The organism is Propioniciclava sinopodophylli, assembly GCF_004324755.1.
In the GTDB taxonomy this organism is placed as follows: Bacteria; Actinomycetota; Actinomycetes; order Propionibacteriales; family Propionibacteriaceae; genus Propioniciclava; species Propioniciclava sinopodophylli.
Window position 1 is genome coordinate 118,600 of record NZ_SDMQ01000006.1, and the last position, 24,235, is coordinate 142,834.

At 69.7% G+C, this 24,235-nt stretch carries 23 protein-coding genes, 1 tRNA gene and 2 pseudogenes; 11 read left to right on the forward strand and 15 right to left on the reverse strand.

The genetic code is table 11. The features are described 5' to 3' along the window. Positions 1-112 precede the first annotated feature (112 nt). The 3 genes from ET989_RS07595 to ET989_RS07605 all read left to right on the forward strand — a co-directional run bounded on the left by ET989_RS07595 (position 113) and on the right by ET989_RS07605 (position 2,450). Positions 113-1,054, forward strand: a complete 942-nt coding sequence (locus tag ET989_RS07595) for an AEC family transporter (RefSeq protein ID WP_165490083.1) — start codon at positions 113-115, stop codon at positions 1,052-1,054. Positions 1,055-1,363: 309 nt separating this feature from the next. After that, positions 1,364-1,446 (forward strand) — tRNA-Leu (locus ET989_RS07600). Between the two features lie 506 nt (positions 1,447-1,952). Next, positions 1,953-2,450: a DinB family protein gene (locus tag ET989_RS07605; protein ID WP_131167938.1), complete on the forward strand. Its 498-nt coding sequence runs from the start codon at positions 1,953-1,955 to the stop codon at positions 2,448-2,450. Positions 2,451-2,491: 41 nt separating this feature from the next. On the opposite strand, the gene ET989_RS07610 is transcribed toward ET989_RS07605, so the two are convergent. Genes ET989_RS07610 through ET989_RS07645 form a run of 8 tightly spaced genes read right to left on the reverse strand, consistent with a single transcriptional unit; the run spans position 2,492 to position 9,456 of the window. After that, positions 2,492-3,325: an HAD-IIA family hydrolase gene (locus tag ET989_RS07610; RefSeq protein WP_131167939.1), complete on the reverse strand. Its 834-nt coding sequence runs from the start codon at positions 3,323-3,325 to the stop codon at positions 2,492-2,494. A gap of 29 nt (positions 3,326-3,354) precedes the next feature. Then, the gene (locus tag ET989_RS07615; protein WP_131167940.1) at positions 3,355-4,701 is read right to left on the reverse strand and encodes a sn-glycerol-1-phosphate dehydrogenase; all 1,347 of its coding nucleotides are present in this window, start codon (positions 4,699-4,701) and stop codon (positions 3,355-3,357) included. Positions 4,702-4,753: 52 nt separating this feature from the next. Next, entirely contained in the window at positions 4,754-5,011 is a 258-nt protein-coding gene (locus ET989_RS07620) for an HPr family phosphocarrier protein (protein WP_131167941.1), read from the reverse strand. Continuing rightward, the gene (locus ET989_RS07625; protein WP_131167942.1) at positions 5,008-5,373 is read right to left on the reverse strand and encodes a PTS glucitol/sorbitol transporter subunit IIA; all 366 of its coding nucleotides are present in this window, start codon (positions 5,371-5,373) and stop codon (positions 5,008-5,010) included. The genes ET989_RS07620 and ET989_RS07625 overlap by 4 nt, the downstream gene beginning before the upstream one ends. Before the next feature lie 19 nt (positions 5,374-5,392). Continuing rightward, entirely contained in the window at positions 5,393-6,481 is a 1,089-nt protein-coding gene (srlE, locus tag ET989_RS07630) for a PTS glucitol/sorbitol transporter subunit IIB (RefSeq protein WP_131167943.1), read from the reverse strand. Between the two features lie 5 nt (positions 6,482-6,486). Then, complete coding sequence (srlA, locus tag ET989_RS07635; RefSeq protein ID WP_131167944.1) at positions 6,487-7,038, reverse strand: PTS glucitol/sorbitol transporter subunit IIC; 552 nt, start codon at positions 7,036-7,038, stop codon at positions 6,487-6,489. Positions 7,039-7,087: 49 nt separating this feature from the next. Continuing rightward, entirely contained in the window at positions 7,088-7,546 is a 459-nt protein-coding gene (locus ET989_RS07640; RefSeq protein ID WP_131167945.1) for a transcriptional regulator GutM, read from the reverse strand. A gap of 8 nt (positions 7,547-7,554) precedes the next feature. Then, positions 7,555-9,456 carry a PRD domain-containing protein gene (locus ET989_RS07645; protein WP_131167946.1) on the reverse strand — a complete coding sequence of 634 codons (1,902 nt, stop codon included), beginning with the start codon at positions 9,454-9,456 and terminating at the stop codon, positions 7,555-7,557. 185 nt (positions 9,457-9,641) lie between these two features. Here ET989_RS07645 and glpA point away from each other — a divergent pair, with 185 nt between their 5' ends. Genes glpA through ET989_RS07660 form a run of 3 tightly spaced genes read left to right on the forward strand, consistent with a single transcriptional unit; the run spans position 9,642 to position 13,728 of the window. After that, the gene (gene glpA, locus ET989_RS07650; protein ID WP_131167947.1) at positions 9,642-11,219 is read left to right on the forward strand and encodes an anaerobic glycerol-3-phosphate dehydrogenase subunit GlpA; all 1,578 of its coding nucleotides are present in this window, start codon (positions 9,642-9,644) and stop codon (positions 11,217-11,219) included. Beyond that, positions 11,216-12,460: a glycerol-3-phosphate dehydrogenase subunit GlpB gene (glpB, locus tag ET989_RS07655; RefSeq protein ID WP_131167948.1), complete on the forward strand. Its 1,245-nt coding sequence runs from the start codon at positions 11,216-11,218 to the stop codon at positions 12,458-12,460. Before glpA ends, glpB begins: the two co-directional genes overlap by 4 nt. Beyond that, positions 12,457-13,728: an anaerobic glycerol-3-phosphate dehydrogenase subunit C gene (locus tag ET989_RS07660; protein WP_131167949.1), complete on the forward strand. Its 1,272-nt coding sequence runs from the start codon at positions 12,457-12,459 to the stop codon at positions 13,726-13,728. The genes glpB and ET989_RS07660 overlap by 4 nt, the downstream gene beginning before the upstream one ends. A gap of 39 nt (positions 13,729-13,767) precedes the next feature. On the opposite strand, the gene ET989_RS07665 is transcribed toward ET989_RS07660, so the two are convergent. The 6 genes and pseudogenes from ET989_RS07665 to ET989_RS07685 form a co-directional block, all read right to left on the reverse strand. Further along, positions 13,768-14,409: an aldo/keto reductase gene (locus ET989_RS07665; protein WP_338324530.1), complete on the reverse strand. Its 642-nt coding sequence runs from the start codon at positions 14,407-14,409 to the stop codon at positions 13,768-13,770. Positions 14,410-14,452: 43 nt separating this feature from the next. Beyond that, complete coding sequence (locus ET989_RS07670) at positions 14,453-15,310, reverse strand: aldo/keto reductase (RefSeq protein ID WP_206662267.1); 858 nt, start codon at positions 15,308-15,310, stop codon at positions 14,453-14,455. Positions 15,311-15,333: 23 nt separating this feature from the next. Then, positions 15,334-16,275: an MmyB family transcriptional regulator gene (locus ET989_RS14900; protein WP_180320768.1), complete on the reverse strand. Its 942-nt coding sequence runs from the start codon at positions 16,273-16,275 to the stop codon at positions 15,334-15,336. A gap of 9 nt (positions 16,276-16,284) precedes the next feature. Continuing rightward, positions 16,285-17,571, reverse strand: a complete 1,287-nt coding sequence (locus ET989_RS07675; protein WP_131167950.1) for a Fic family protein — start codon at positions 17,569-17,571, stop codon at positions 16,285-16,287. Positions 17,572-17,940: 369 nt separating this feature from the next. Continuing rightward, positions 17,941-19,167: pseudogene (locus ET989_RS07680) on the reverse strand (IS256 family transposase). A 215-nt stretch (positions 19,168-19,382) separates the two neighbouring features. Then, on the reverse strand, positions 19,383-20,057 hold the full coding sequence (locus ET989_RS07685; RefSeq protein WP_131167951.1) for a TetR/AcrR family transcriptional regulator: 675 nt from the start codon (positions 20,055-20,057) through the stop codon (positions 19,383-19,385). Between the two features lie 111 nt (positions 20,058-20,168). On the opposite strand from ET989_RS07685, the gene ET989_RS07690 reads away from it, so the two are divergent. From ET989_RS07690 to ET989_RS07705, 5 genes and pseudogenes are all read left to right on the forward strand, one after another. Continuing rightward, the gene (locus ET989_RS07690; protein ID WP_206662268.1) at positions 20,169-20,756 is read left to right on the forward strand and encodes an alcohol dehydrogenase catalytic domain-containing protein; all 588 of its coding nucleotides are present in this window, start codon (positions 20,169-20,171) and stop codon (positions 20,754-20,756) included. A 154-nt stretch (positions 20,757-20,910) separates the two neighbouring features. Next, positions 20,911-21,105, forward strand: a pseudogene (locus tag ET989_RS07695) (IS3 family transposase); the annotation flags it as partial. Between the two features lie 219 nt (positions 21,106-21,324). Further along, positions 21,325-21,468 carry a hypothetical protein gene (locus ET989_RS14905; RefSeq protein ID WP_165490084.1) on the forward strand — a complete coding sequence of 48 codons (144 nt, stop codon included), beginning with the start codon at positions 21,325-21,327 and terminating at the stop codon, positions 21,466-21,468. After that, positions 21,468-22,049: a hypothetical protein gene (locus tag ET989_RS07700; protein WP_131167952.1), complete on the forward strand. Its 582-nt coding sequence runs from the start codon at positions 21,468-21,470 to the stop codon at positions 22,047-22,049. Before ET989_RS14905 ends, ET989_RS07700 begins: the two co-directional genes overlap by 1 nt. 223 nt (positions 22,050-22,272) lie before the next feature. Continuing rightward, positions 22,273-22,731 (forward strand): SCO6880 family protein, encoded by a 459-nt coding sequence (locus tag ET989_RS07705; protein WP_131167953.1) that lies wholly within the window; start codon positions 22,273-22,275, stop codon positions 22,729-22,731. A gap of 151 nt (positions 22,732-22,882) precedes the next feature. Here the strand turns inward: ET989_RS07705 and ET989_RS07710 are convergent, their stop codons facing one another. Further along, positions 22,883-24,103 carry an ATP-grasp domain-containing protein gene (locus tag ET989_RS07710; RefSeq protein ID WP_131167954.1) on the reverse strand — a complete coding sequence of 407 codons (1,221 nt, stop codon included), beginning with the start codon at positions 24,101-24,103 and terminating at the stop codon, positions 22,883-22,885. Between the last annotated feature and the right edge of the window lie 132 nt (positions 24,104-24,235).

A 24,235-nucleotide genomic window follows, 5' to 3' on the forward strand; every position in this document is an offset into this window, starting at 1 on the left:
GCTGCGGTCGTTGCGTTCACCGGGTCACCCCCGCCAGGGGTCCCACGATTGAACGCGCTTGTCGTGGGGCGTCCGGTCGCGGCGTAGGGTGCGCTTGGCGGAGGGAGCGCGCGTGTTGGACATCCTGGTGATCACCGCGCCCCTGTACCTGCTGATCCTGCTGGGCTACGCGCTGACGCGCGGCGGTCTCTTCACCCGGGAGGGCATCAACGCACTCGGCACCTTCGTGATGTACGTGGCCATGCCGGCGCTGATCTTCCTGTCGACGTCGTCGCGCAGGATCAGCGAGGTCGCGCACCCCACCTACCTGCTCGGCTTCGCGGTGACCTCGCTCGTGGCGCTGCTCGCGGGCTATGTGTGGTCGCGCAAGGTCGGGCGGACGCCCCGGGCGGCGGCCGCGTTCGACGCGATGGGCTCGGGCGGGGCCAACTCGGGCTTCGTCGGGTTCCCGGTGCTGCTGATGGTGCTGCCCAGCGTGGCCGGGGGCGTGTTCGGCATGAACGTCCTGGTCGAGACCCTGGTGACCGTGCCGCTGTGCTTCTTCTTGGCCGAGCGCGGCAACGCCCGGACAGGGCTGTGGGCGAGCATCCGACCGGCGCTCATCGCCATGGTGCGCGTGCCGGTGCTGCTGGCCGTCGTCTCTGGGTTGGCCGTTTCCGCGTCCGGGCTGGTGCTGCCCGGGGTCATCCGCGAGTCGTTCGACCTGCTCGGGCGCGTGAGCACCGGCCTGGCCTTGTTCTCCGTCGGCGGCATGCTCGTAGGGCTGTCACTGCGCGGACGCGTGGGGCGCGTCGTCGCGGTGTCGACGGCGAAGCTGCTGGTCATGCCCGGGTTGGCGGTTGGCGTGGCCTTCGGGTTGCGGGCTCTGGGCCTGCCGCCGCTGGAGGGCGAGTTGTTCGCCGCCCTGGTGTTGAGCGCCGCCATGCCGACGTGGACGTCGCTCCCGGTCTTCGCTGCCAGGTACGGCGAGACGGACGTCCCGCCGGCCGTCCTGCTGGTGACCACCGCGCTGTCGTTCCTGACCCTGTCGGGCCTGTTGGCGGTGCTCACCTGAGGCCTGCGCGTGGCGTCCATCCGGTGTTGGTGTGGGGGTCGTCGGGCGTTCACATCCACGAGGTTGTCCACAGACCTGTCCACCGCTGTGGATGATGTGGAAACCATCACCCCTAGTCACGCGCCGCAACTGTGGAGGTGGTTGATGAGTCAAGGTGGCCAGAACATGAACCCCTGTCTCGCCCGGGGCCCCGGGTTCGTGCGCCGAGAGCCCCGATTTTGTCCGCCGACAGCAGCGCCGCCGATCCCGAATATGACCTGTCGGCGGCCCCGTGCTAAGGTACTCAGGCTGTCCCCGCGAGGGGGCGACGCGCGAGTGGCGGAATGGCAGACGCGCACGGTTCAGGTCCGTGTGTCCGAAAGGACGTGGAGGTTCAACTCCTCTCTCGCGCACAAAAAGCGCCTCTGACAAGGGCAAATAGGACGAAAAGGCGGGAGGCGAAAACCTCTCGCCTTTCCTATGTCCCAATGTTGTGACGAGCAGTTGACAAGGGAGAACACGTTGTCGGCGTGACCGGCGCACTCCCTGGTGGTGGGTTCATTCCCCACGCGTGGGGCGAGTTCCCTACGCATTCCCCACGGGTTCCCCATGGGTCGGAAGGGTTCACCACCCGCTGCAAGCGGATCACGGTCCGAAGCGGCCACCAGCGCGCCCTCGCCGCCGTGTGGCGCATCCTGACCACCGCCCAGCCCCACACCGAATTCGGCGGAGACCACTACGCCAAACGCCGTCCCCGCGCCGGGATCCGCAACCCCCTCCAGCAAATCCGCACCGCTGGCGTCACCGTCCCCTCACCGCCAAGGTGAGCAGTGCGGGCAGCCGTGGACACACGGTGCCGTGACTGGGTGGTGCGGTGCGGTCTTCTAGAAGCGCGTGCGCCTCGTGGGATCATGCGGCCATGACTGGTCCGGACAGCGCCGCCGTGTATCGCGCTGACTTTGAGGTGCAGGTGGCCGCCTTCGTCGACGAGCACCGCCAGATGTTGCTCGCGTCCCTGGACGGGCTCAGAGAGGAGGAGGCCCGGGCCAGGCTGGTGCCTTCCAAGACGACGCTCCTCGGACTCGTCAAGCATGCGGTGTTCGTGGAGCGCGTGTGGTTCGGGGAGGCGGTCACGGGGCAGTCGCGCGCCGAGTTGGGGATTGCGGCGTCGCCGGACGAGTCCTTCGATCTGGCGGCGGAGGACACCATCGAATCCGTCCGGGCCAGCTACCGCGACGCCATCGCCTTGTCGCGCACTGCGTCGGCTGGGCTGTCCGGGGATGTCGTCTTCTCCGGAAACCGGCGGGGCAGTCTCACGCTTCGCTGGGTCCTCCTCCACGTCTTGCGTGAGCTGGCCCAGCATTGCGGACACGCGGACATCTTGCGCGAGCAGCTGCTGGCCCGCCGCAACCAGTGAGGCGGGTCGCCGGGCCGGCGGGCCTCACTGGTCGAGCGCTATCAGGCGCCTGCCCGCGTCGCCGCACGCCAGACGGCGTCCGGGACGAGTTGGTCGAAGGTGTCGATGATGTGGTCGGGACGCTGCTCGGGCGGGGCGGCCTCCGCTTCTTCGGGCGTGCTGTCGCCGGTCAGCACCAGCACGGATGCCATGCCGGCGGCCCGGCCCATCGCCACGTCCGTGGCCAGGCGGTCTCCCACCATGAGGACGTCGGCGGGCTCGACTCCCAAGCCGGCCACCGCCTCTGCGACCATGATCGCCCCCGGCTTGCCCAGGTTCACTGAGCAGCGGACGCCGGTGCACGCCTCGATGGCGGCCGTGATCGCGGCGCAGTCCGGCTCGCCGCGTCCGCCGGGGAAGGGGCAGTAGCGGTCGGGGTTGGTCTGGACGAGGATCGCCCGCTTGTGGAACCACAGGGCGTCGAACGCGATCTGCAGCTTCCGGTAGTCGAACGTGCGGTCGTAGGACGCCACCACGATGTCGATCTCGGCCGGGTCCTCACTCAGGCGGACGCCCGCCTCCCGCAGGGCCCGGATGAGGGGCTCCTCCGCGATCGGGAACACCACGGCGTCCGGGTGGTGGGAACGCAACCATCGCACGGTGGTGACAACGGTGTTGGCGATGTCGTCCACTGGGGTGGGCAGGCCGAGGCGTGCGAGTTTGGCTGCGTACTGCTCGGGGTCCTTGGTGGGGTTGTTGGACAGGAACCGCAGGGGGATGCCGCGCTCCCGCAGGAACGCGAGGGTTTCCCGCACCCCCGGGAGGACCTCGTCGCCGAGGTAGATCGTGCCGTCCATGTCGAAGACGTAGGCGCCGTACAGGCGTTCGGGACGCATGGCTGTCGCTTCCTCGATCCGTGCCGCGCTCAGGTCCACAGCCCGCCGGGGGCGAAGACCTCGTCGACCAACTCGTCGAACCAGCCGATCTCGCGGGTCACGTCGAGGACGGTGTAGCGCGAGCGGTAGTACATCGCCTTGGGGAACGTGTCCTTGAGCTCGGCGAGGGTGAGGCCGATGTCCTCCGGGCGTGTCGGCGTGCCGGCCGCGGCGAGCATGCGCTGCAGGTCACGCGCCGGCATCAACTGGTCGACGAGGCGGGGACGCAGCGACGGCCAGCCATCGACCAGGGTCTGCACGCGCGTCCGCAACCCGGCGGCGTCCACGTACTTTTCGCGCGTCTCCCGGACGCCCTTCTCGGCGAGCGGGCCGGTGAGCTTGCTGCGGATGTCGGCCTCGACGGCGTCCCAGGTCGGCCAGGCCGCCACCACGGCGTCCACGTCGATCGCCGCGAGGTCTCGGGCCATGAACCGCTCGTAGAACGCCGTCATGGCGAGTGTGCCGATGGCCACCTTGTAGCCGTGGGAGAGTGGCGGGTCGAGGTCTGCCCCCAGGTGGTCGAGCTCCCAGAGGTGGCTGAAGTAGTGCTCGGCCCCGGACGCCGGGCGGGTGCCCTTGTAGACCTGCATGGCCAGCCCCGAGAGGAGCAGCCCCTCGACGAGACCCTCGTAGGCGTCCGCGTCGCCGGCGGCGAGGGCGTCCGGCCGGGAGAGCGCCTCCGCAACCCCTCCCTGCACGAGGTCCCACGCGAGGGGGTCGATCGGGTCGAGGCCGATGGCGTCGGACAGGATCCAGTCGGCTCCGGCCGGGATCTTGGCCGCGAGGTCGCCGTAACCGGAGGCGACCATGGCCTTGGGAGCGGCGGCGGCGACGTCGAGGTCGAACAGGACGACGGCGGGGGCGGGACAGGGCATCGTGATCTTGACCCCGCCCTGGCTCATGGGTGCCCCGAACCCGGAGTACCCGTCCATGGATGCCGCCGTACCGACCACCGCGTAGGGCTGGTCCAGCTCGCCGGAGGCCAGCTTGACGAGGTCGTTCAGGGTGCCGGCACCCACGGCGACCCCGAGCGCGTTGGTCTCCATCAGGCGCTCGCGGATCGTCTCGCAGTGCTCGTAGGCGGCGTACAGGGTCGGCGTCCCAGGGAAGACGAGGGGCTCGGTCTGGGTGAGGCCCGCCGCCTGAAGGGATGCGGCCACCGCCTCACCCGCGGCGACCCAGGTGCGCTCGTCAGCGACGATCAACAGCGGCCGGCCCGGCTGGGCGAGGGAGCGGGCGAGGATCTCGCCGGTTCGGGAGAGGATGGCGCGACCGACCTCGATCACGCGGGTGTCGCTCGCGTGCCGCAGTCCGTCGGCGATGGCTTGGTTGGTCATGGTGCTTCCTTCGGTGGGTGGCGGCGGGCCGGGTGATCGGTGGGCCGCGTGGTCAGGGGGAGGACTGGAGGATGTCGGCGGTGGCCTCGAGGGCCTCGGACTCGTCGAGTCCGTCTGCCCAGATCGAGACCCGGTCACCGTGGCGCAGGCCCAGGGCGAGCACGTCCACGACGTTGCGCAGGCTCGCGCTCCGGCCCCCGGTGCGGAGGAACAGGCTGCTGTCGAAGTGGGCGGCCTGTTCGGCGAGGTCGTGGGCCACGAGGGCGTGGACGCCCAGTTCGTGACCCACGACCACCTCGCGGTGGATCACGCCTCGATGGCGATCGTGCTGCCGACGTCGAGCTGGGGCATCTGCTCTCCGCGGACGTGGATCGCGCCGTGCATCTTGGCCTTGTCGGCACCGTCCACGTTCACCGTGACATGCCCGAGGGCGTCGAGGTTCTGGCGGGCCACGTCGCCGACGGCCGTGATGGGGTAGCTCGTGCCGTCGAGCACGAGTACCTGGCCCACCTCGATGTCCTGCGTCGTCCGCGCCGAGGCGTCGATGATGAAGCAGAACTCCTTCAAGGCGTCGGGGGCGTCCTCGCCGAAGGTGACGAACATGCCCTGGCCGATGAAGGCGGTGGCCTCCGGTCCGGCCGCGGTGACGGTGGTGCGGTACGTCTCGGTCATGAGGGTGATCCTTTCGTGGTCAGGAGGAGTAGAGGCCGATGCTGGCGAGCCAGGCGACGGCGACGCGGGGGACGCCGGTCAGGAACCGGGAGTAGAGGACCGACGGGACGCCGACCTCGACCGTCTCGGTCTCCGCCTCGGCCAGGCCCAGTCCGACGGGGATGAAGTCGGCGGCGTTCTGGGTGTTGATGGCGAACAGCGCGGGCAGGGCGAGGCTCGGGTGGATGGTGCCCTTGCCGATCTCCACGCCGATGAGGGTGCCGATGATCTGGCCGATGACGGCGCCGGGGCCAAGCAGCGGCGACAGGAACGGCAGCGAGCAGATGAAGCCGAGCACGATCAGTCCGATACCCGAGCCCGCGAGCGGCGTCAACATGTTGGAGAACCAGGTGCCGAAGCCCGAGGCCTGGATGATGCCGATCAGCATGGCGACGAAGCCCATGAATGGGATGACGGTGCTGAGCATCGTCTGCACGGCGTCGCGGGCCGCCTGGTAGAAGATGGACACGACGCGGCCGGCGCCGAGGCCGATCTTCTCGAGGATCGACTTGTTCTTCTTCGCGGCGATCGTCTGGCTGATCTTCTTGTCGGTGGTCCACTCGCCTTGGACCGCGAACTTGGCTCCGCCGCCGGCAGCCTGCCCGGACGCCGAGGCGCCGGTGGCCGCCGCCGCCCCCGCGGCTGCTGCCGGAGCTGCCGCAGAGGCCTCAGAGGCCGCCACGGCCTCCGACTCGTCGGCCAGTCGCACCTGGACGTTGCCCACCGCGGACACGTAGATGTCCTCGTTGATGAACTGCGCCAGAGGGCCCGTCTTGCCGGTCGGCATGACGTTGATCGTCGGGATGCCCTTCTTGGGGTACAGGCCACAGCGGAGGGTGCCGCCGCAGTCGATCACCGCGGCGAAGACTTCGTCGTCGGGGATGCTGGTGCTGAAGCCGTTGACGGCCTCCGCCCCGGAGAGTTCGCAGATGCGGTCCACCACGTCGGGGCGCATGCCGCCGCCGACGATGTAGAGCACCTTGTTCTTCTGCTCGGTGGGCGTCAGGGTCAGCGGGCCACCGAAGCCGCCACTGCCCCGTTCGATCACGATGGTGCGGTACTGGGACATGTGCGTCACCCTTCCACGTGGGGTTCGGCGCTCAGCACGACACCCTGCTGCTTGCTGACATAGGCGGTGGTGAAGTCGGTCACCCAACCAGCCACGAAGTTCATGACGAGGCCCACCAGGAGGTACCGGATGGCCAGGGGGCCCGTGCTCAGGCCGAGCGTGGTGACTCCCTGGGCGATGCCGAGCCAGATGAACAGCTCGGCAGGGTTGATGTGCGGGAATACGCCGTTGCTGGTGTGGCAGAACTGGGCGGCGCTCGCGAAGTAGCTGGGCTTGTAACGCTCAGGCAGGAAGCGGCCGAGCGAGTGGACCATCGGGTTGGCCAGCATGAAGGCGCCGACGAAGGGCAGCAGCATGTAGCGGCTGACCGGGTTGTGGGCGGCCTTGCCGGCGAACCGGTTGATCTTGTCCTCACCGATCAGCTGGATCAGCGAGTTCATGGCGATCAGCAGCATGAGCACGAGGGGAACGATGCTGCCCATCCAGCTGATGAAGACGGTGGCACCGGCCTGGAAGAGGCCGACGAACCATTCAGCGGCGTGAACGAGGATGTCCATGATTCAACTCCTTTCGATAATGCGGGTGGTACGGGTGGGCGTTGGGGGGTCAGGCCGCGGTGGCGGGGCGGCGTCCGAAGAGGCGTCCGAGCCGGAGGCCGACCTGGGCGAAGGGTCCGGGTGGGTCCAGCGGCTTCCCGCCGGCCAGGACGGTGCGGTAGTTGTCGCGGGCGTTGGCGACGGCGCCACGGAGCGGCTTGCTGAAGCGGCGGTCGCCCTCGGGGGCGAGGTCGGCCAACTGCAGGCCGTTGTAGACGTCGAACGTCTTGAACCGCGAGAGCACGGTGACGCCGGAGAGCTTGCGGCCCTCGACGATGTGGCCGGCGTCGTCGAGCAGGAACAGCACCAGCGCGCCGGCCACGAGCAGGCCCTGCTTCTTGCCGAGAGCGACCTTGCCGCGGCGGCGCATCGCGGTGAACGTGTCGGCGAAGTTCTTCGACTGCCTCAGCCCCAGCACCGTTTGGGTGAGGTAGAGCACGGCGAAGCCGATCAGGAAGGTCCAGAACATGTTGCTCCTCAGGTGGTGGGACCGGTGGCGAGGTTCTCCATGAAGTAGAAGAACTGCTCGTAGCTGGTGAGTCTCGAGAGCTTGGCGAGGGCCGGCCGATTGGCGCCCAGGCGGATCACTTCGTCGTAGACGCGGATCAGCAGGGTGTCGTCGTAGGCGAGCTTCGCGGGAACGGCGAGGCACACGATGACCCGGACACCGGCCTCCCCGTCGGACCGTGGGACCACCCCGAGGGCACACACGGGGCTGGCGATCGTCGGGTCGGTGGCGTGGGGGAATCCGATCTGGTCATCGAGCTGCATGGTGGCGCGGTCCTCGCGGGCGGCGATCGCGGCGGCGAACTCCGCACCCACCAGGCCTCGCTCGGTCAGGCGCGCGACCAGGCGCTGGGTGCCCTCCCGGTAGTCGCAGCCCGCGGGCAACCGCACGAACCGGCCCTCGTCCAGCAGGGCCGCCAGGAACGACCCGGCCGACGCCCCGTGGGACAGCGGTCCGTGCGTCGGCACGCGGAGCGCGTGCAGCCGGCGGAGGACGGCCTGACGGTCGAAGACCTCGCCCAGTTCCAGCGTCGGACGCCGCGTCGCGGCGCGGGTCCCCGGGGTGGTGACGACGAGGTCACTGTCGTCCAGGTCGCCGGGGGCGGCGTCCGGCACGATGCTGTAGCGGGTGCCCGCCGGCAGGACCGACTCCAGGTTGGCCCGCACCAGGCGGGCCGTGGCCGGGCCCCGCCCCGACACGATCGTGACGACCAGGTCGCGGCTGCCCTTGGACGCATGCTCGGCCAGGAACACCTGGAAGTAGGTGGTGAGCAGCGAGAGTTCGCCGGCCTCGACGGCCAGCCCGGTCTCGCGCTCGATCACGTCCCCGGCGATCGTCGCCATCCGCGATGCCGCGGGGTACTCGTCCCGGAGGCGTCCGCCCTGCGTGTCGGGTGCGAGGCGCAGCCCGAAACGCATCCGGTTGAGCAGGAAGGTGAGGTGCTGGCTGAACTCCTGGGTGAGTTCCGACGGCGCCAGGCGCACGTCCATCTCGTCGGTGATGCGCTCCAGGATGCGCCCCACGAGTTCGCCCGCGGCCGCCGCCGTCGGCCAGACACCGGTGGGTCCGTCGTCCACGACCATCCGCAGACCCGCGGCGGAAAGGGCCAGGAACAACACCTCCTCGTCGGGGAGCCGTTCGCCGAGCAGTGGTTCGAGGCGGGCGGCCAGGGCGCGGGCCAGGTCGTGGGCGGGCGTGTCGAGCAGGTCGTGGTAGGTGGCGGGCAGGGCGCCGAGGTCGTGGCCGGTGAGGTGCCGGTCGAGCACGACGGTGACCCAGCGCAGCATGTGCGCACGGCTCTCGCTGCCCAGCCGGTGCGCCGTGAGGACCTCCTCGACCGCAGCCTGCAGGTCGTCGCCGAGCGGGTAGTCCCGGTAGGCCGCCGCGTAGGCGTGGTCGAGGACCGCCAGCCGGATGCCCGCCTCGGGCCCGGCCAGCTGCAGGCCGACGCGGGTGCGTCCTTCGATGGTCACGCCGAAGGGGGAGAGCAGCGTGCGGAGGTCCGCGACGTCGGCCACCACGCTGGTGCGGCCGAGCCGCATCTCGAGGGCGAGGTCCTCCGTGCGGACCGGCACCTCGCTGCGCAGCAGGCGGGCGAGGATCCACGCCGCCCGCCACTGCGGGTCGTTGAAGGACTCGCGCACCGTCGCCAGGCGCTCACGTCCGCGTCCGTAGGCCCCGGCGTCCACGATGAGCAGGCGGTAACGTCCATCGGCCAGGCGGATGGAGGCGGCACCCTCGAGGGCCTTGTTGAGGTGGGCGATCTCGGACGCGATGGTGCGGACCCCGACGCCGCAGCGCCGCGCCAGCTCCTCCCGCGTCGTGGAGTCGGACGACTCCAACTGGCTCAGGATGGTGACCGCTCGATTCATCTCTCCTCCTTCCGGCTCGGTCCGCTGTGGGTGACATGAACGTAACCCGGTGGGGGCTTGGGGGGGAGCCTTGAATAGGCCGGGGATCGGGGCACCGTGCGCCGCAGGAGCGACCGAATTCCGGTTGCCCACCGGATCCGGGCAGGGACAGGGTGGGGGGCAGCAAGCAACCCAGGAGGAACACCGTGAAACGTCTTGAGACGGACGTCGTCGTGATCGGCGGCGGATCGACCGGGCTGGGCGTCGTGCGCGACGCCGCGCTGCGTGGCTACCGCGCGGTTCTGGTGGAGCGGGTGGACCTGGGACAGGGCACCACCGGCAGATTCCACGGACTGCTGCACTCCGGTGGCCGCTACGTGGTGAGCGATCCCCAGTCGGCGACCGAGTGCGCCGAGGAGAACGCGATCCTGCGTCGCATCCAGGCGTCCGCCGTCGAGGACACCGGTGGCTTCTTCGTGACGCTGCCCGGGGACGACCCGTCCTACGCCGACCAGTTCCTGGCCGGCGCTGCGAAGACCGGCGTCCCCGCGACAGAGATCAGCGTGGCCGAGGCGCTCCGCCGCGAGCCGCGCCTCCATCCGGGCATCCAGCGGGCCATCGAGGTGGCTGACGGTTCGGTCGACGGCTGGCAGCTGGTCTGGGGGGCGGCGCGTTCGGCCATGTCCCACGGGGCCAAGGTGCTCACCTACCACCGCGTCACCCGCATCGAGCGCGAGGGCGGCCGGGTGTCGGCCGTGCTGTGCCGCGACGAGAAGGGCGGCGAGGACATCCGCATCGAATGCTCGTTCGTGCTGAACTGCGCCGGTCCCTGGGCGGGCCAGATCGCGGCGATGGCCGGCGCCCGCGAGGTGGAGGTGGTGGCGGGCCGCGGCATCATGATCGCGATGAACCACCGGATCGTGAACACGGTCATCAACCGGTGCGTCTACCCCACCGACGGCGACATCCTCGTACCGGTGCACACGGTGTCGATCATCGGCACCACCGACATCCACGAGTCCGACCCGGACCACCTGCCGATCCCACGCGACGAGGTCCAGCAGATGCTGGACGCCGGCGAGGCGATGATCCCCGGCTTCCGGACGGCGCGTGCGCTGCACGCCTGGTCGGGCTCGCGGCCCCTGATCAAGGACGACCGGGTCGCCGCCCACGACACCCGGAACATGAGCCGCGGCATGGCCGTCATCGACCACTCCGAGCGCGACGGCCTCACCGGCATGCTGACCATCGGCGGCGGCAAACTGACCACCTACCGCCTCATGGCCGAGCACATCATGGATGCCATGGGCGACCAGCTCGGCGAGAACCGCCCCTGCCGGACCGCCGACGAGGTGATCCCGGGTAGCGAGGACCGGCGACTGTACGCCGTGACCCACCGGCTCGAGGAGCGTGAGGCGGACCGGCTCGACGACCCGATCGTCTGCGAGTGCGAGCTGATGAGCCGCTCGATGCTCGTCGACGCCCTCCACGCACAGCCGAACGCCACCCTCGACGACCTCCGTCGCCAGTTGCGTCTCGGGATGGGACCGTGCCAGGGCGGCTTCTGTGCCGCGCGGGCGGCCGGGATCGCCTGCTCCGAGCAGGTCGCGGACGCCGAACGTGCGACCGGCCTGCTGCGACTCTTCCTCAAACACCGGTGGATCGGGCTGTGGCCCATCCTCTACGGACCACAAGTGCGGCAGACCGCCCTGGACCACTGGATCTTCGCAGGCACCCTCGACGTCGAGCACCTGCCCCACCCCGAACAGGAGGTCGTGCGATGAGCGACGTCGTCGTCATCGGCACCGGGCTCGCCGGCCTGACCGCAGCCCTGCGGCTCGCCCGCAGCGGCCGGTCGGTCATGCTCGTCACCAAGGGCCCCGGCGGCCTGCAGCTGTCCCAGGGCACTCTGGACATCCTCGGCTACACGCCCGAGCGGGTCGAGCGCCCCCTGGAAGCCGTCGCCGCCGTGGCGTCCGACCACCCGTACGCGTCGATAGGTGCGGACGCCGTCGGTGCGGCCGCCGCATGGCTGGCCGGGGCCCTCGTGCCCGAACTGCTCGTGGGCGACCCCGCCCGCAACCTCCACCTGCCCACGGCGGTCGGCGCCCTGCGGCCCACAGCCCTGGCGCAGCCCTCGATGGTGGCCGGGGATGCGATCGGGGGCCGCAGCTACGCGGTGGTCGGCGTCCGGCAGTTGAAGGACTTCCCCGCCGACCTGGTGGCCGGCAACCTGGCCCGCAGCACCGCCCCCGACGGCGGGGCGCTCGCGGCGAGTGCGGCGTGGGTCGACCTGCCCGCCCGCCCGGGGGAGGCCGACCCCAGCCCCCTCACCTACGCCCGCGCCCTCGATGAGGAGGCCTTCGCGGCCCGGTTCGCCCGGGCGGTGGCCGCCGCTGCCGGTCCCGGCGACGTCGTGGCCCTGCCCGCCGTGCTGGGCGTGCGCCGCAGCGGGGTGTGGCGGCAGGTCGCCGAGGTGGTCGGACGCGACGTGTGCGAGATCCCGCTGCCTCCCCCCTCCGTGCCGGGACTGAGGCTGTACGAGGCGCTGCTCGCGCTGGTGCGCGCCGCCGGCGTCCGGATCATCACCGGCAGCCGGATCGTCGGCCGCACCCTGGAGGCGGACGCCGTGGCGTCCGTCACCCTCGCCGCCGCCGGAGGGCCGCGCCAGCTCCGGGCGGACGCGTTCGTGTACGCCCCGGGCGGGTTCGAGAGCGGTGCACTCGAGGTGGATTCCTTCGGTGCGATCTCGGAACCGGTGTTCGGACTGCCCCTGACCGCCACCGACGCGGGGCCGCTGATCCCGGCCACCTACTGGGGGCCCCACCCCCTCTTCGCCGTCGGCGTCCGCACCGACGCCGCCGGCCGACCCGTGGACGCCGCCGGTGCGGCCGTCCACCCCAACCTGTACGTGGCCGGCGGCCTGATCGCCGGCGCCGAGCGCTGGCGCGAGAAGTCGGGAGACGGGATCGCCGTCGCCACGGCCGTCCGGGCCGCCGACCACATCACCGGAGGAACACGATGAGCGAGAAGTCCAGGGCCGAGCGGGCCCAGCACCTGCGCGAGCGGCTCAACAACGAGCTCAACCGCATGAGCCTCGACCAGTGCGTCAAGTGCACGATCTGCGAGACCAGCTGCCCGGTGGCGGCGGTGACACCGCTGTTCTCGGGGCCGAAGTTCGTCGGCCCCCAGGCCGAACGGTTCCGCGACGGGGACTCCGTCGACCACTCCGTCGACTACTGCTCCAGCTGCGGCACCTGCAGCGTCGTCTGCCCCCAAGGCGTCAACGTGGCCGAGCTCAACTCGCTGGCCCGGGCCGTCATGAAGGCCGAACACGGCGTCCCGATCCGGGACCGGATCATCACCCAGACCGTCCTCATGGGCCAGGCGATGACGCCGGTCGCCCCCCTCGCCAACGCCGTGCTCGACAACAAGCTGGCCCGCTTCGCCATGGAGAAAGTCGTCGGCGTCCACCGCGGCGCCCCCATGCCCACCGCGCGCACCCAGTCGTTGCACACCTGGCTGAAGAAGCGGCCCGCCCCGGCCAAGGCACCCACCCGCGGAGCGTTGGTCTACTTCCACGGCTGCGCCGGCGGCTACTTCGAGGTGGACGCCGCGAAGAAGGCCATCGAAGTGCTCGAACACCTTGGCTACGAGGTGCTCGTGCCCCCCCAGGGTTGCTGCGGCCTCGCCGAGCAGAGCAACGGCCTGTTCGAACAGGCGACGAAGTCGGTGCGCGCACTGGTGAAGGCGCTGCGCTCCGCCGGAACCGACCTCACCATCGTCAGCACCGCCGGCAGCTGCACCGGCATGCTCAAGCACGAGGCCCACGAGATCCTCGGCCTACACGACACCGAACTGGCCGACGTCGGCACGCGGATCCGGGAGATCTCGGAGTTCCTCATGGAGCTGCACGAGGCGGGCGAGCTGCCCACCGACTTCGAGCCGATCAAGCAGCGGCTGCCCTACCACGCCCCCTGCCAGCTGAAGAGCCAGGGCATGGGGACGCCTGCGTTCGACCTGCTGCGGCTGATCCCCGGCCTCGAGGTGGTCGACAGCAACGCCACCTGCTGCGGCATCGCGGGTACCTACGGCCTCAAGAAGGAGAAGTACGACATCGCCCAAGCCGTCGGCAAGCCACTGTTCGACATGGTGAAACAGACCGAGCAGGGCCTCGCGGCCTGCGACACCGAGACCTGCCGCTGGCAGATCGAGAACTCCACCGGTGTGCGCACTGTGCATCCCATCGTGCTCGTACACCAGGCTTACGGGCTGGGCGCGGTGACGCCATGACCCGCCCCGCGCGAACCCCGCACGACATCGAGTGCTGGCTCACGGACCTGTGAGGAAGCCCTTGCCGAGGGGGCTGAACGGCACGAAGCCGATGCCGAGCTCGACCAGGGTGGGCAGGATCTGAGCTTCGGGTTCACGCCAGAACAGGGAGTACTCGCTCTGCAGGGCGGTGACGGGCTGGACGGCGTGGGCCCGCCGGATGGTGCCGACGCCGGCCTCGGACAGGCCGAAGTGCCTGACCTTGCCCTCGCCGATGAGCTCCTTGACGGTGCCGGCGACGTCCTCGATGGGCACGTTCGGGTCGACGCGGTGCTGGTAGAGCAGGTCGATGGCGTCGACGCGCAGCCGGCGCAGCGAGTCCTCGACGCTGGTGCGGATGGTGTCGGGGCGGCTGTCGAGGCCGGTGGAGCTGGTGCCGTCGAAGGAGAACCCGAACTTGGTGGCGATGACGACCTGGTCGCGGACGGGGGCGAGGGCTTCCCCGACGAGTTCCTCGTTGGTGAACGGGCCGTAGACCTGGGCGGTGTCGAAGAAGGTGACGCCCTCGTCGACGGCGGCACGGATGAGCGCGACGCCGTCGACGTGGGTGGACGCCGGGCCGTAGCCGTGGCTCAGGCCCATGCAGCCCAGCCCAAGGCTGGAAACCTGCAGGCCGCTTGTCCCGAGGATGCGGGTGATCATTCGTAGTGCTCCGTCGTCGGGGTGCGGTCGGGCGCCGGCGGGCTCAGTTGATCCGGACGCCGTTCAGGCGGCTGACCATGGCGGGATCGCGGTGGTCGAAGGCGACGCTGGCGCCGGTGTCGAGGGCCGCGATGCGCGCCATCTCGTCGTCGGTGAGCTGGAAGTCGAACACGTCGAGGTTCTCGGCCATCCGCTCGGGGCGTGACGACTTCGGGATCACCACGACACCACGCTGGATCAGCCAGCGGAGGGTCACCTGGGCGACGGACTTGCCGTGCGCCTGGCCGATGGCGGTCAGGGTGGGGTCGCTGAAGATGTTGTTCTTGCCCTCGGCGAGCGGCCCCCAGGATTCGATCTGGACGCCGCGCTCGGTCATCAGCTGCTGGTCGCCGGCCCGCTGGAAGTAGGGGTGGGTCTCGATCTGGTTGACCGCGGGGGTGATGTCGTTGTGGTCGATGAGGTCCACGAGCCGGTCGGGGTGGAAGTTGGACACCCCGATGGCCCGGATGGCGCCCTGGCGATGCAGGTCCTGCATCGCGCGCCAGGAGCTGTAGTAGTCGCCGAACGGCTGGTGGATGAGGTAGAGGTCGAGTTCGTCGAGGCCGAGGAGGCTCAGTGAGGTGTCGAAGGCACGCTTGGTGCCGTCCTCGCCGCCGTCGTGGATCCACAGCTTGGTGGTGATGAACAGCTCGTCACGGGGCAGTCCGCTGGCCTTGATGGCCCGGCCGACCGCTTCCTCGTTGCCGTAGGCGGCGGCGGTGTCGAGGTGGCGGTAGCCGGAGGCGAGGGCGTCGGTGACGACGCGCTCGGTCTCGTCGGGCGGCACCTGGAACACGCCGAAGCCGAGGATCGGCATCTCGACGCCGTTGTTCAGCGTGACGGTGGGGATCTGGATGGACATGGTGGAACCCTTCGTGGCGGTGATCATGCCGACCGCGGTCGCGGTCGCGGTCCGGTCTGGGTGGGAGTGGCGGCCCAACTGGCGAGCAGGTCGAGTGCCTGGTGGGAGGGTGAGCCGGGTTCGGCGGTGTAGATGAACAGCGCCAGGCCGGGGTCCGAGGGCAGGTCGAGGCCTTCGTAGGCGAGGTCGAGGTCGCCGACGACCGGGTGGTGCAGCCGCTTGGTGCCGGTGCGGTGCAGGCGGACGTCGTGGGTGGCCCACAGGGTGCGGAACTCCTCGCTGCGGGTGGACAACTCACCGATCAGGTCGGTCAGCGCCTTGTCGTAGGGATTCCGGCCGGCCTCGACGCGGAGCGCCGCGACACTGTCGCGGCCGGTGGCCTCCCAGTCGCGGAAGAAGTCGAGGGCGTCCGGGTTGAGGAACCGGAACCGGGCGAGGTTGACCGGACGGACGGCCTCGTCGAACAGGGGCGAGTTCAGCGCCCGGCCGAGCAGGTTGGTTGCCACGATGTCCCCGCGGCCGTTGCACACCCACGCCGGCGACAACTGCGCGTCGAGGATCTGCTGGATGCTGGCCCGGACGCGCCGCACCGGGGGACGCCGGCGCGCGGCCGTGCCGGAGCTCGCGGCCCGGGCGAGGTCGAACAGGTGGGTCCGTTCGGCTTCGTCGAGCTGCAGGGCGCGGGCGACGGCGTCCAGGACGCTGTCGGACCCGCACCCAATGCTTGGCCTGTTGCACGGATATTGCGGGAGGTTCGGCTTTGGACCGCGTGGGCGCGGTTCCGGCCAGGGATGGGGGGTGGTTGAAGCCACATCCCCGTGGTCGGCGAGTGAGCGGAACAACGGCCACGAGGCTTCCGTCACTTCTTGCAGGCAAGCGATGTCCCACTCGAGGGAGCCGAGCAGGTCGGGCTGACCGGTCGTGGCGAACCCGTTGACGTTCCAGTCGACCACCTTCACACGCATGCCGGGACCTTACGGGGCTGGCCGTGCGGGAACGGGGTGCACGGGCGGGCTGGTGCGGGTGTCGAACTTGGTGCTGGCGAGGCGTCGCTCGGTGTGCGTGATGAGGTCCAGCACGTCGAAGGCTTGGTAATACCGGACGCCCCGGCGTTCGTTGGCGCTCAAGATGTTGGCGGTGAGCAGTTCGGCCAGGGCGCGATCGGCGGCCACGTGGGAGACCCCGTAGATCCGCTGCACGGTGGTGCTGGTGAGGACGGGCGTGGCCGGCAGGTCGTCCAGGATGAGGGCCGTGGCCGAGTCGCTCCGGATGCCGCGCACCTTGCCCTGCTCGGCGCGCGAGGAGGAGAGTCGCTCGGCCCACTCCGTCCGCAGGAAGGCCAGGTCCGACGCCAGGCGTCCGGCCTGGTCGGTGGCGGTGAGCACGGCGGAGGCGAACGTCTCGATCCACGCTGCGCGGGCGGCGTGGCCGGCGGGGGAGTCGGCGGCGTACGAGTGTCGGTAGGCGGTGAGGCCGGCCACGTAGTCGTGGCGCAGGGTCGACAGCACGAGGCTGACCGGTAGGACGGCCTCGGGGGTGAGGCCGCGGCGGGTCAGGACGGTGTGGATGAGGGCGCGGCCGACGCGTCCGTTGCCGTCGGTGAAGGGGTGGATGGTCTCGAACTGGGCGTGTACGAGCGCGGCTTGGACGATGGGGGCATGGCCCGCGCCGTTGAGGTAGGCGACGAGGTCGCCCATCAGTGCGTCGACCCTGGGTGGCGCTGGCGGCACGAAGTCGGCGTCGAGTGGGTGGTGGTTCGACCCGCCGATCCAGTTCTGGACGCCGCGGGTGCCGTGGTGCTCCGGCTCGTCCGGCAGGAGGGCTGCGTGGAGGGCGATGAGGTGTTCGAGCGTCACGGTGGGGGTGGTCGCCAAGATCGTCCTGGCGTCCTGTAGGACGGTCATGTTGTTGGCCACGAGTTGGGCCTGAGCTGAGACATCGGGGACGGATTCGTGGGCCCCCAGCTCGGCCAGGGCAATGCCCTGGACCGCAGGGGCGATGCCCTCGATCCGCGAGGAAGCGATGGCCTCGGAGCGCAGCAGGAAACGGGCGATTCCGGCCAGGTCCCGCGCGTTGCCGCCGAGGGTGCGGACGGACTGCTCGGCCCGGGCCACCAACGCGTCAACCTCCGGCGGGAGAAGGAGGGGCGTCTCCAGGAGCGGGTCGGGCGTGTAGCTGAGGTAAGCCCCCGAGCGGCGCTCGCGCCGGGGCAGGCCGGACTCGATCGTTGACTCCCACCACTGCTCTTCCCACGTCGCCATTGGTCCCCCTTATCGTTACGCCGCTCACCGCTGGATGTAACTATAGATCCCGATCATTACATCTCGGGCGTGGTGGTGTAACAGTGGCCCGTACGTGAAGTTCGCTCCGGGGCGTCGCCTGCTCCAGATCGTTTGAAGCTACGGCTGGCGCCGACTCGGGGCGTGGGAATCGGGCGACCGTCGCCAGCGTCCTCGGGTGCGTTCGACCAGGGTCGGCGCCGTAATGTACGGATTTCCCCACGCCCGAGGCGTCGAACGCCTTCGGGGATGCGTCGCCGCTTGTCAGTGCGCTATTGCTGACTGGTCGCCGACAGGTTCAACTCCGACTGAGCCCCGGCTCGTGGTGGGCTTTCGAGGGTTCCTCGGTGCCTACACGTCGCCGTCGGTGATGGCGGCGATGGGTCCATTATCGGTGTCGGGGTGGAGCAAGGCGATGGATCCTTCGGATAGGTAGCGGCGCTCGTCGGTGATCCATTCGTCGTTGGTGTCGGTCAGGATCATGCCGACCAGCCGGATGAGGCTGGCTTCGTTGGGGAAGATGCCCACGACGCGGGCGCGGCGCTTGATCTCCTTGTTCAACCGCTCGAGGGGATTGGTGGACCAGATCTTGCGCCAGTGCGCCCGCGGGAACGCGTTGAAGGCGAGGACTTCGGTCTTGGCGGCGTCCATGTGCGGGCCGATTTTGGGCCAACGGGTGCCGAGCTGGTCCCGCACGGCATCCCACGTCGCTGACATGGCTTGGGGTCGGGCTGGGCGAAGATCGTGCGGAACAGGGCCGCGACCATGTCGGTGTGGGCCTTGGGCACCAGCGCGAGCAGGTTGCGAATGTAGTGGACCCGGCACCGTTGATGCCCAGCGCCTTGGAAGCACCGCCGGATCGCCGCGGTCAGGCCGGCGTGTTGGTCGCTGATTACCAACCGCACGCCCCTTCAGGCCGCGGGCCTTCAGACTGGTGAGGAACCCACGCCAGAACACCTCGTCCTCACTGTCACCCACGTCCACCCCGAGGATTTCGCGGCGGCCGTCGGCGGCCACCGCGGTCGCCACCACGACGGCCTTGCTGGTGACCAGGTGATCGGTGCGGACGTGGAGGTAGGTGGCATCCAGGAACACGTACGGGTACTCGACAGCGTCGAGCCGCCGGGTCCGGAACCGGCCCACCTCCTCATCGAGTTGCCCGCAGATGCGGGACACCTCGCTCTTGCTGATCCCGGTGCCACCCAAGGCGACCACGAGCGCGTCGACGTTACGGGTGGACACCCCGTTCACCCACGCCTCCATCACGACCGCGTACAACGCCTGGTCGATCCGACGCCGACGCTCGAGCACCGATGGGAAGAACGAGCCGGTGCGTAGCTTCGGGATCTGCACTTCGACAGTGCCGCCCTTGGTCATCACCTCCCGGGGGCGGGTGCCGTTGCGTTCGGTGGTGCGCTCGGGGGTGCGTTCGTAACGGTCGGCGCCGATCACAGCGATCGCTTCGGCGTCGATCAACTCCTGCAACACGATCCGGACCGACTCGCGCACGAGGTCGACCCCCTCCCCGTTCTGGACAGACGTCAGTAACCCGGACAGGGCAGACTGGAACTGGGCCATCGGTGAACCTCTTTCGATGCGTGCTTGGCCGTACACACCGAAGATCTCGCCGATGGCCCACCCATCAACGCAGGGACACGCCCATCCCGAAACCCCACCACCCGGAGGGACTCACACCGAGGTGTGGGCCCGATTCCCGTCCCGGTCAGCAGTCCGCGGTGCCTTCCTCTGGGTCAGGACGCACCCAGACGGACGCCGGCGTGGATCGCGGGGCGCTATGCGTCGGCTCGCAGGGGATCGAGCGCGGCGAGCACGAGCTCGAGGCCGAACGCGAACTGATCCGCCGGGTCGTAGTCGGCGGCCACGAGCGCCGCGGCGGACTCGTTGAGGTAGGGGAACTGGTCAGGCGGGAGCTGGGGAAGGTAGACGTCCTCGACCATGTTCGCGAGCTCATGGGCTGAGTCGAACGGCAGGCTGGCTTCCTGCAGGGCGAAACCGTAGACATAACTGTCGAGCAGCCAAGTGGCGTGGGTCGTCATCAGGACTGGGAAGCCGGCCCTGCGCAGGCATGCGGTGACGGCTTCGCGGTGGCGGAGGTGCGCAGGCCCCGGTGATGTTCGCGAGTCCATCAGGCCGATCGCCCACCGGTGGCGGGCGAGGACCTGCCGGGCGGACTCCGACCGCCGTCGCATCGCCGTCTGCCAGTCGGTGTCCGCGGGGGGGAGCTCGATCTCCTCGAACACGAGATCGATCATGGCGTCCAGCAGTTCGTCCCTGCTCTTCACGTAGTGGTAGAGCGACATCGCGCCCGCGTCCAGTGCGCCGGCCAGCCGGCGCATGCTCAGCCCTTCGATCCCCTCCTGGTCGGCCAGCCGGATGGCCTCGAGCACCACCCGCCGCCTGCTCAGCCCCGCGCCCGACGTGACGTCCTGCTCTCTCTCGGTAGACACAGTCCTCCTCGCTCCCACGGCTTGACGATCGTACAGCGTACGTGCATAGTACAGCGTACGACGTACAGTGTACGAGGCGCGGGACCGCGACTCGGACGTGAGGAGGCACCGATGGGAACCGGACAGCAGCCGAACAGCGGCGCACGCGTGGAGCACGGGACGGGTCCGGCCGGCGCGCCGACGATGCGGGCCGTCGTCCAGCACCGCTACGGCCCGCTCCCGGTGTTGGGGTTGGCCGAGGTCGGCATCCCGTCGCCCGGTCGCGGCGAGGTGCTCGTCCAGGTGGGCGCGGCGTCGGTCCATCCGGGCGACTACTACGTCATGACCGGTGAGCCGTACGTGGTCCGCCTTGTGTTCGGGCTCCGCCGACCGCGTCACGGCATCCTCGGCAGGGACCTCGCCGGCGTGGTGTCAGCGGTCGGGGGGGACGTCACAGCGCTGCGTCCCGGCGACCGGGTGTTCGGCTGGAGCGCCGCGGGAGCGTTCGCCGAGTACGCCTGCATCCCGGCAGACAACCTCGTGCCCGTGCCCACCAACCTCTCGGTCGTGAGCGCAGCAGCGGTGCCGACCTCGGCCGTGATGCGGTCCCTGTCGGGGTCGACGCCTATGACGTGGTCGACGAGCTCTGCGAGTGACATGCCTTTGCTCCTTCTGATCCAGCGGACGGACTTCCGCCGAGGAGGTGAGGCAGGACTGTGATGGGTCACCCGAAGGGACAAGCTCCTAATCAAGCCATCGAGGTCGGCGGTGCGGCTGGGGGACATATCTCTCAATGAGGACACCGGCAGGGTCGGTCATTCTGTGGGTCACACCAGCCAGCACCACCTTGCCGCGCAGCATGCTGGGAGTCTCACAATCCTTCTTCGCCCTGCTCCAGAAGAACGTCTTGAACCGGCAACGCTGGCACACCCGCCACGACCTCCGGATCGCCATCGTCACCTGGACCGAACGCACCTACCACCGCCGCCGACGCCAGCAACGCCTCGGCCGATTGACCCCCATCGAGTTCGAGACCATCATGACCACACCGGCCCTCCAGGCCGCCTAACCCAACCTGTCACCAAATCGTGCAGCAGTCCCGAGCCACAATAGTGAGCCCTCACGACGCGAAGGCTGGTTGAATAGCGAAGCGCCCCAGTGGGAGAATGACTTTGAGGCCTCCACAGAACTCCGCAGGCCGCGGAGAATGCTACTCGCGCCTGAGGAAGTGGACGCTGTGAGAATCGCGAACGACATCGTCCAGAGTGGCGGTGAGGATGGTCCGGGAATGGCGGTGACGATCCACACTTCCGGCGTGCCCGATCACGGCCGGGAGCGAGTTCTACGAGGTTCGGGCATCATCCGCACCGCTCGCGTCTTCCCCGACCACACAACCGCCGGCGTGTTCGGCACGAAAGATGGGACCTACTGATGGCCAGATCGAAACACACCCCTCACCTCGACTCCGACCAGGACGGCCTGTCGCCGGCGACCAGCCACCCGGACTACGTCGCCGTAGCACCTGAGTGGTTCTGGAGCACGGACGACCCGCGTGCGCCGTTCGGCAGCGACGACGGGCACGACACCCTCAGCACCCTGCAAGAGCACTTCATCCAGGGCGGCGGCGACGAACACGTCCCCGGCTGCATCGCGAACCTGATCGGCGACTGGGCACTCGTGCCCGAGCAGGTCTGGGACAGCTCCGCCGAGGAGATCACCGCCTGGCTCGACGCCGACGAGAACCACGTCCGGTTCCTGCACGGCGAGATCGACGTCTACATCGCCGCCGCATGCGGGCAGTTCAAAATCTCCGGGTGGATCCACCCGGCGCTGCGGTTCTGGGCCGAACGCGCCCTGATGCTCCTCGAGCACGTCCTGGCCCCGTGGGAGCAGCAAACCTTCGCTGCTGATCCGGACCTCTATCAGGACAAGCTCGCCGGCACCCGCATGGTCATCCAAGCAGCCCCGGAACCACCGAAACGGATGCAGCTGCGCATGTATCGCGGGCAGTGAATCCAACACGATAGCGAACCAACTCTGAGGCTGCGAGTGCTCTGCGGCGCGAAGCGCGCTGTGTTGGGCTGATGCGCAGGCTGAGGGGATCTCGATACGGCCTGCGGCCTACTCGATCAACCAAGACGGATGGTGCCCCCGACAGCTCGTGGAGTCGACGCGCCGGAACGGATGTGAGATGACTGACGCGAGCCGATCGCCACGTCGAGGTCGACGCCGCATCGTGGCACTCGTGATCGTGCTCGCCGTCGTCGCCGCGCTCCTGGTCGTCACCGAACTTGTGGTGCGGCAAGTCGTGGGCAATGTGGCTGCCACCGAAATAGAGCGTGCCCTCCCCTCGGCGGTCTCGGCGGAGGTCACCGCAACCACGACCGGGAGCTGTGTGCTCTGCGAGGTCGTGGTTGGCGTCCAGGACCACGGCCTGCGCACCTGGGCGATGACCGCCGCGATCCGGCATCCCGGGGTCGGCATGGCCGAGGGCGACCGCCGCGACCAGTACGGACGCGGCGTCACCGAACTCCTCGACGTCGCTGCTGGGGCGTCCCTGATCAGCGACATCGTGTTCCTGGTCCGCACCGTCCCCGACGACAGCGCCGAACGGCAACAGTGGATCGCGACGCATCGGCGTCCGGACGGCCCCGAGCTGGCCCGTCGGATGAACGACGAACTCGCCACCGCCTGACCCGGGCCGCGGTGCGCACCGAGGCGTTCGTCACGTTCGTGGTTCCCGAAACCCGGATCACCAAGCAGGCGCGCGAGTTCGGCGGCGGCCTGCAGGGCATGGCGTCCGTGGGGCGTGCCCGAGGTGCAACCCACGACGAGGAGCGGGCGCGTCACGTGATCACGGGGACCAGCGCCGCGACCGCGGCATCAAGCACCGCTTCGACCTCGTCCACCGTCGGCGCCGTCGCGATCACGGCACCGATGACCGCGGAGCCGAAGTCGCGGGGCGGCAGGTGCACCGTCGCGCCGCGGGGCCGTTCCAGCACGATCTTCTCCACACCGGGCAGCCGCAGGGCCTCGTCCAGCCCCTCCACGCGCTCGAATCGCCCCTCACGGTCCGCCATGATCTTCCGCACGCCCGCGACCACACGCGGCGGTGCGGTGTGCGGCGCCTCCCCGAGGGCGACCCGGAGCACGTTCGTCGCGGCGTGGCGCCCGGTGGAGGCACCGATCAGGTCGGAGACGATGAAGTCGCCACCGCCCCGCGCGGCGCACTCGACCAGTCGGGCCTTCCCGTCCGGGCCGACCATGCATTCGAGGTGGAATGCCGAGTTGTCGAGGCCGAACGCCGCGATGGTCTCCTGGACCAGGTCGTCGACGGACGCCAGGTCCGCCGTGGGCAGCCGGCTGGGGAAGACGTGCCCCTCCTCGAGCCGGAAGGGCTCCGTCGTGCGCTTGTCGGTGACGCCGAAGACGACGATGCGCCCGTCGTGGACCACGCCCTCGACGCTGTGCTCGCTCCCTTCGAGGAACTCCTCCAGGATGAGGTCGCCGGCGTGCCCCGTGAAGATCGGGTCGCGACCAGGGTCGACGAGGGCGGTGAGCGCCTCGTGGGCCCGGTGGAGTTCCTCGACCGTCTCCACCCGGTAGATGCCCTTGCTGCCGCTGCCGGACACCGGCTTGAGGACGAGCGGGAAGTTCATGCCCGAGGCGGCGGCCAGGGTCTGCGCCCAGGTGCCGACGCGCGCGAAGCTGGGGCACAGGTCGGGTCGTCGCGCCGACAGGGCCGACCGCATCCGGGCCTTGTCGCGGCAGATGGCCGCGGCGTTACGGGACGCCGTGGGCACGCCGTGCGCGGCCCCCACCGCCGCCACCGTCTCCACGGCGGCATCCGACCAGGTCACCACGCCCGCGAGCGGGCGGCCCCCGAGCTCGGTGTCGAGCACCGCGAGGACGTCCTCGGCATCGAACGTGGACGCCACCTTCCGCTGGGCGGTCACGAGGCTCGTGGGCAGCCCGGTGGGGATGCTGTCGCCGATGAGGATGACCTCCACCCCGGTGTGCATGGCCGCCTTCAGCGGGCCCGCCTGTTCGGTGGGGGTGCGTCGCATGACGGGGACCCGGCACCGGGACCGGCACCAGGCCATCGAGCACACCCCCGAGCACGACCCGGACGCCCACCACCGACACCACGACCGGTAGGGCCGGCAGGTCGTTGACCCCGGCGGCTCCGGGGAGGCCGG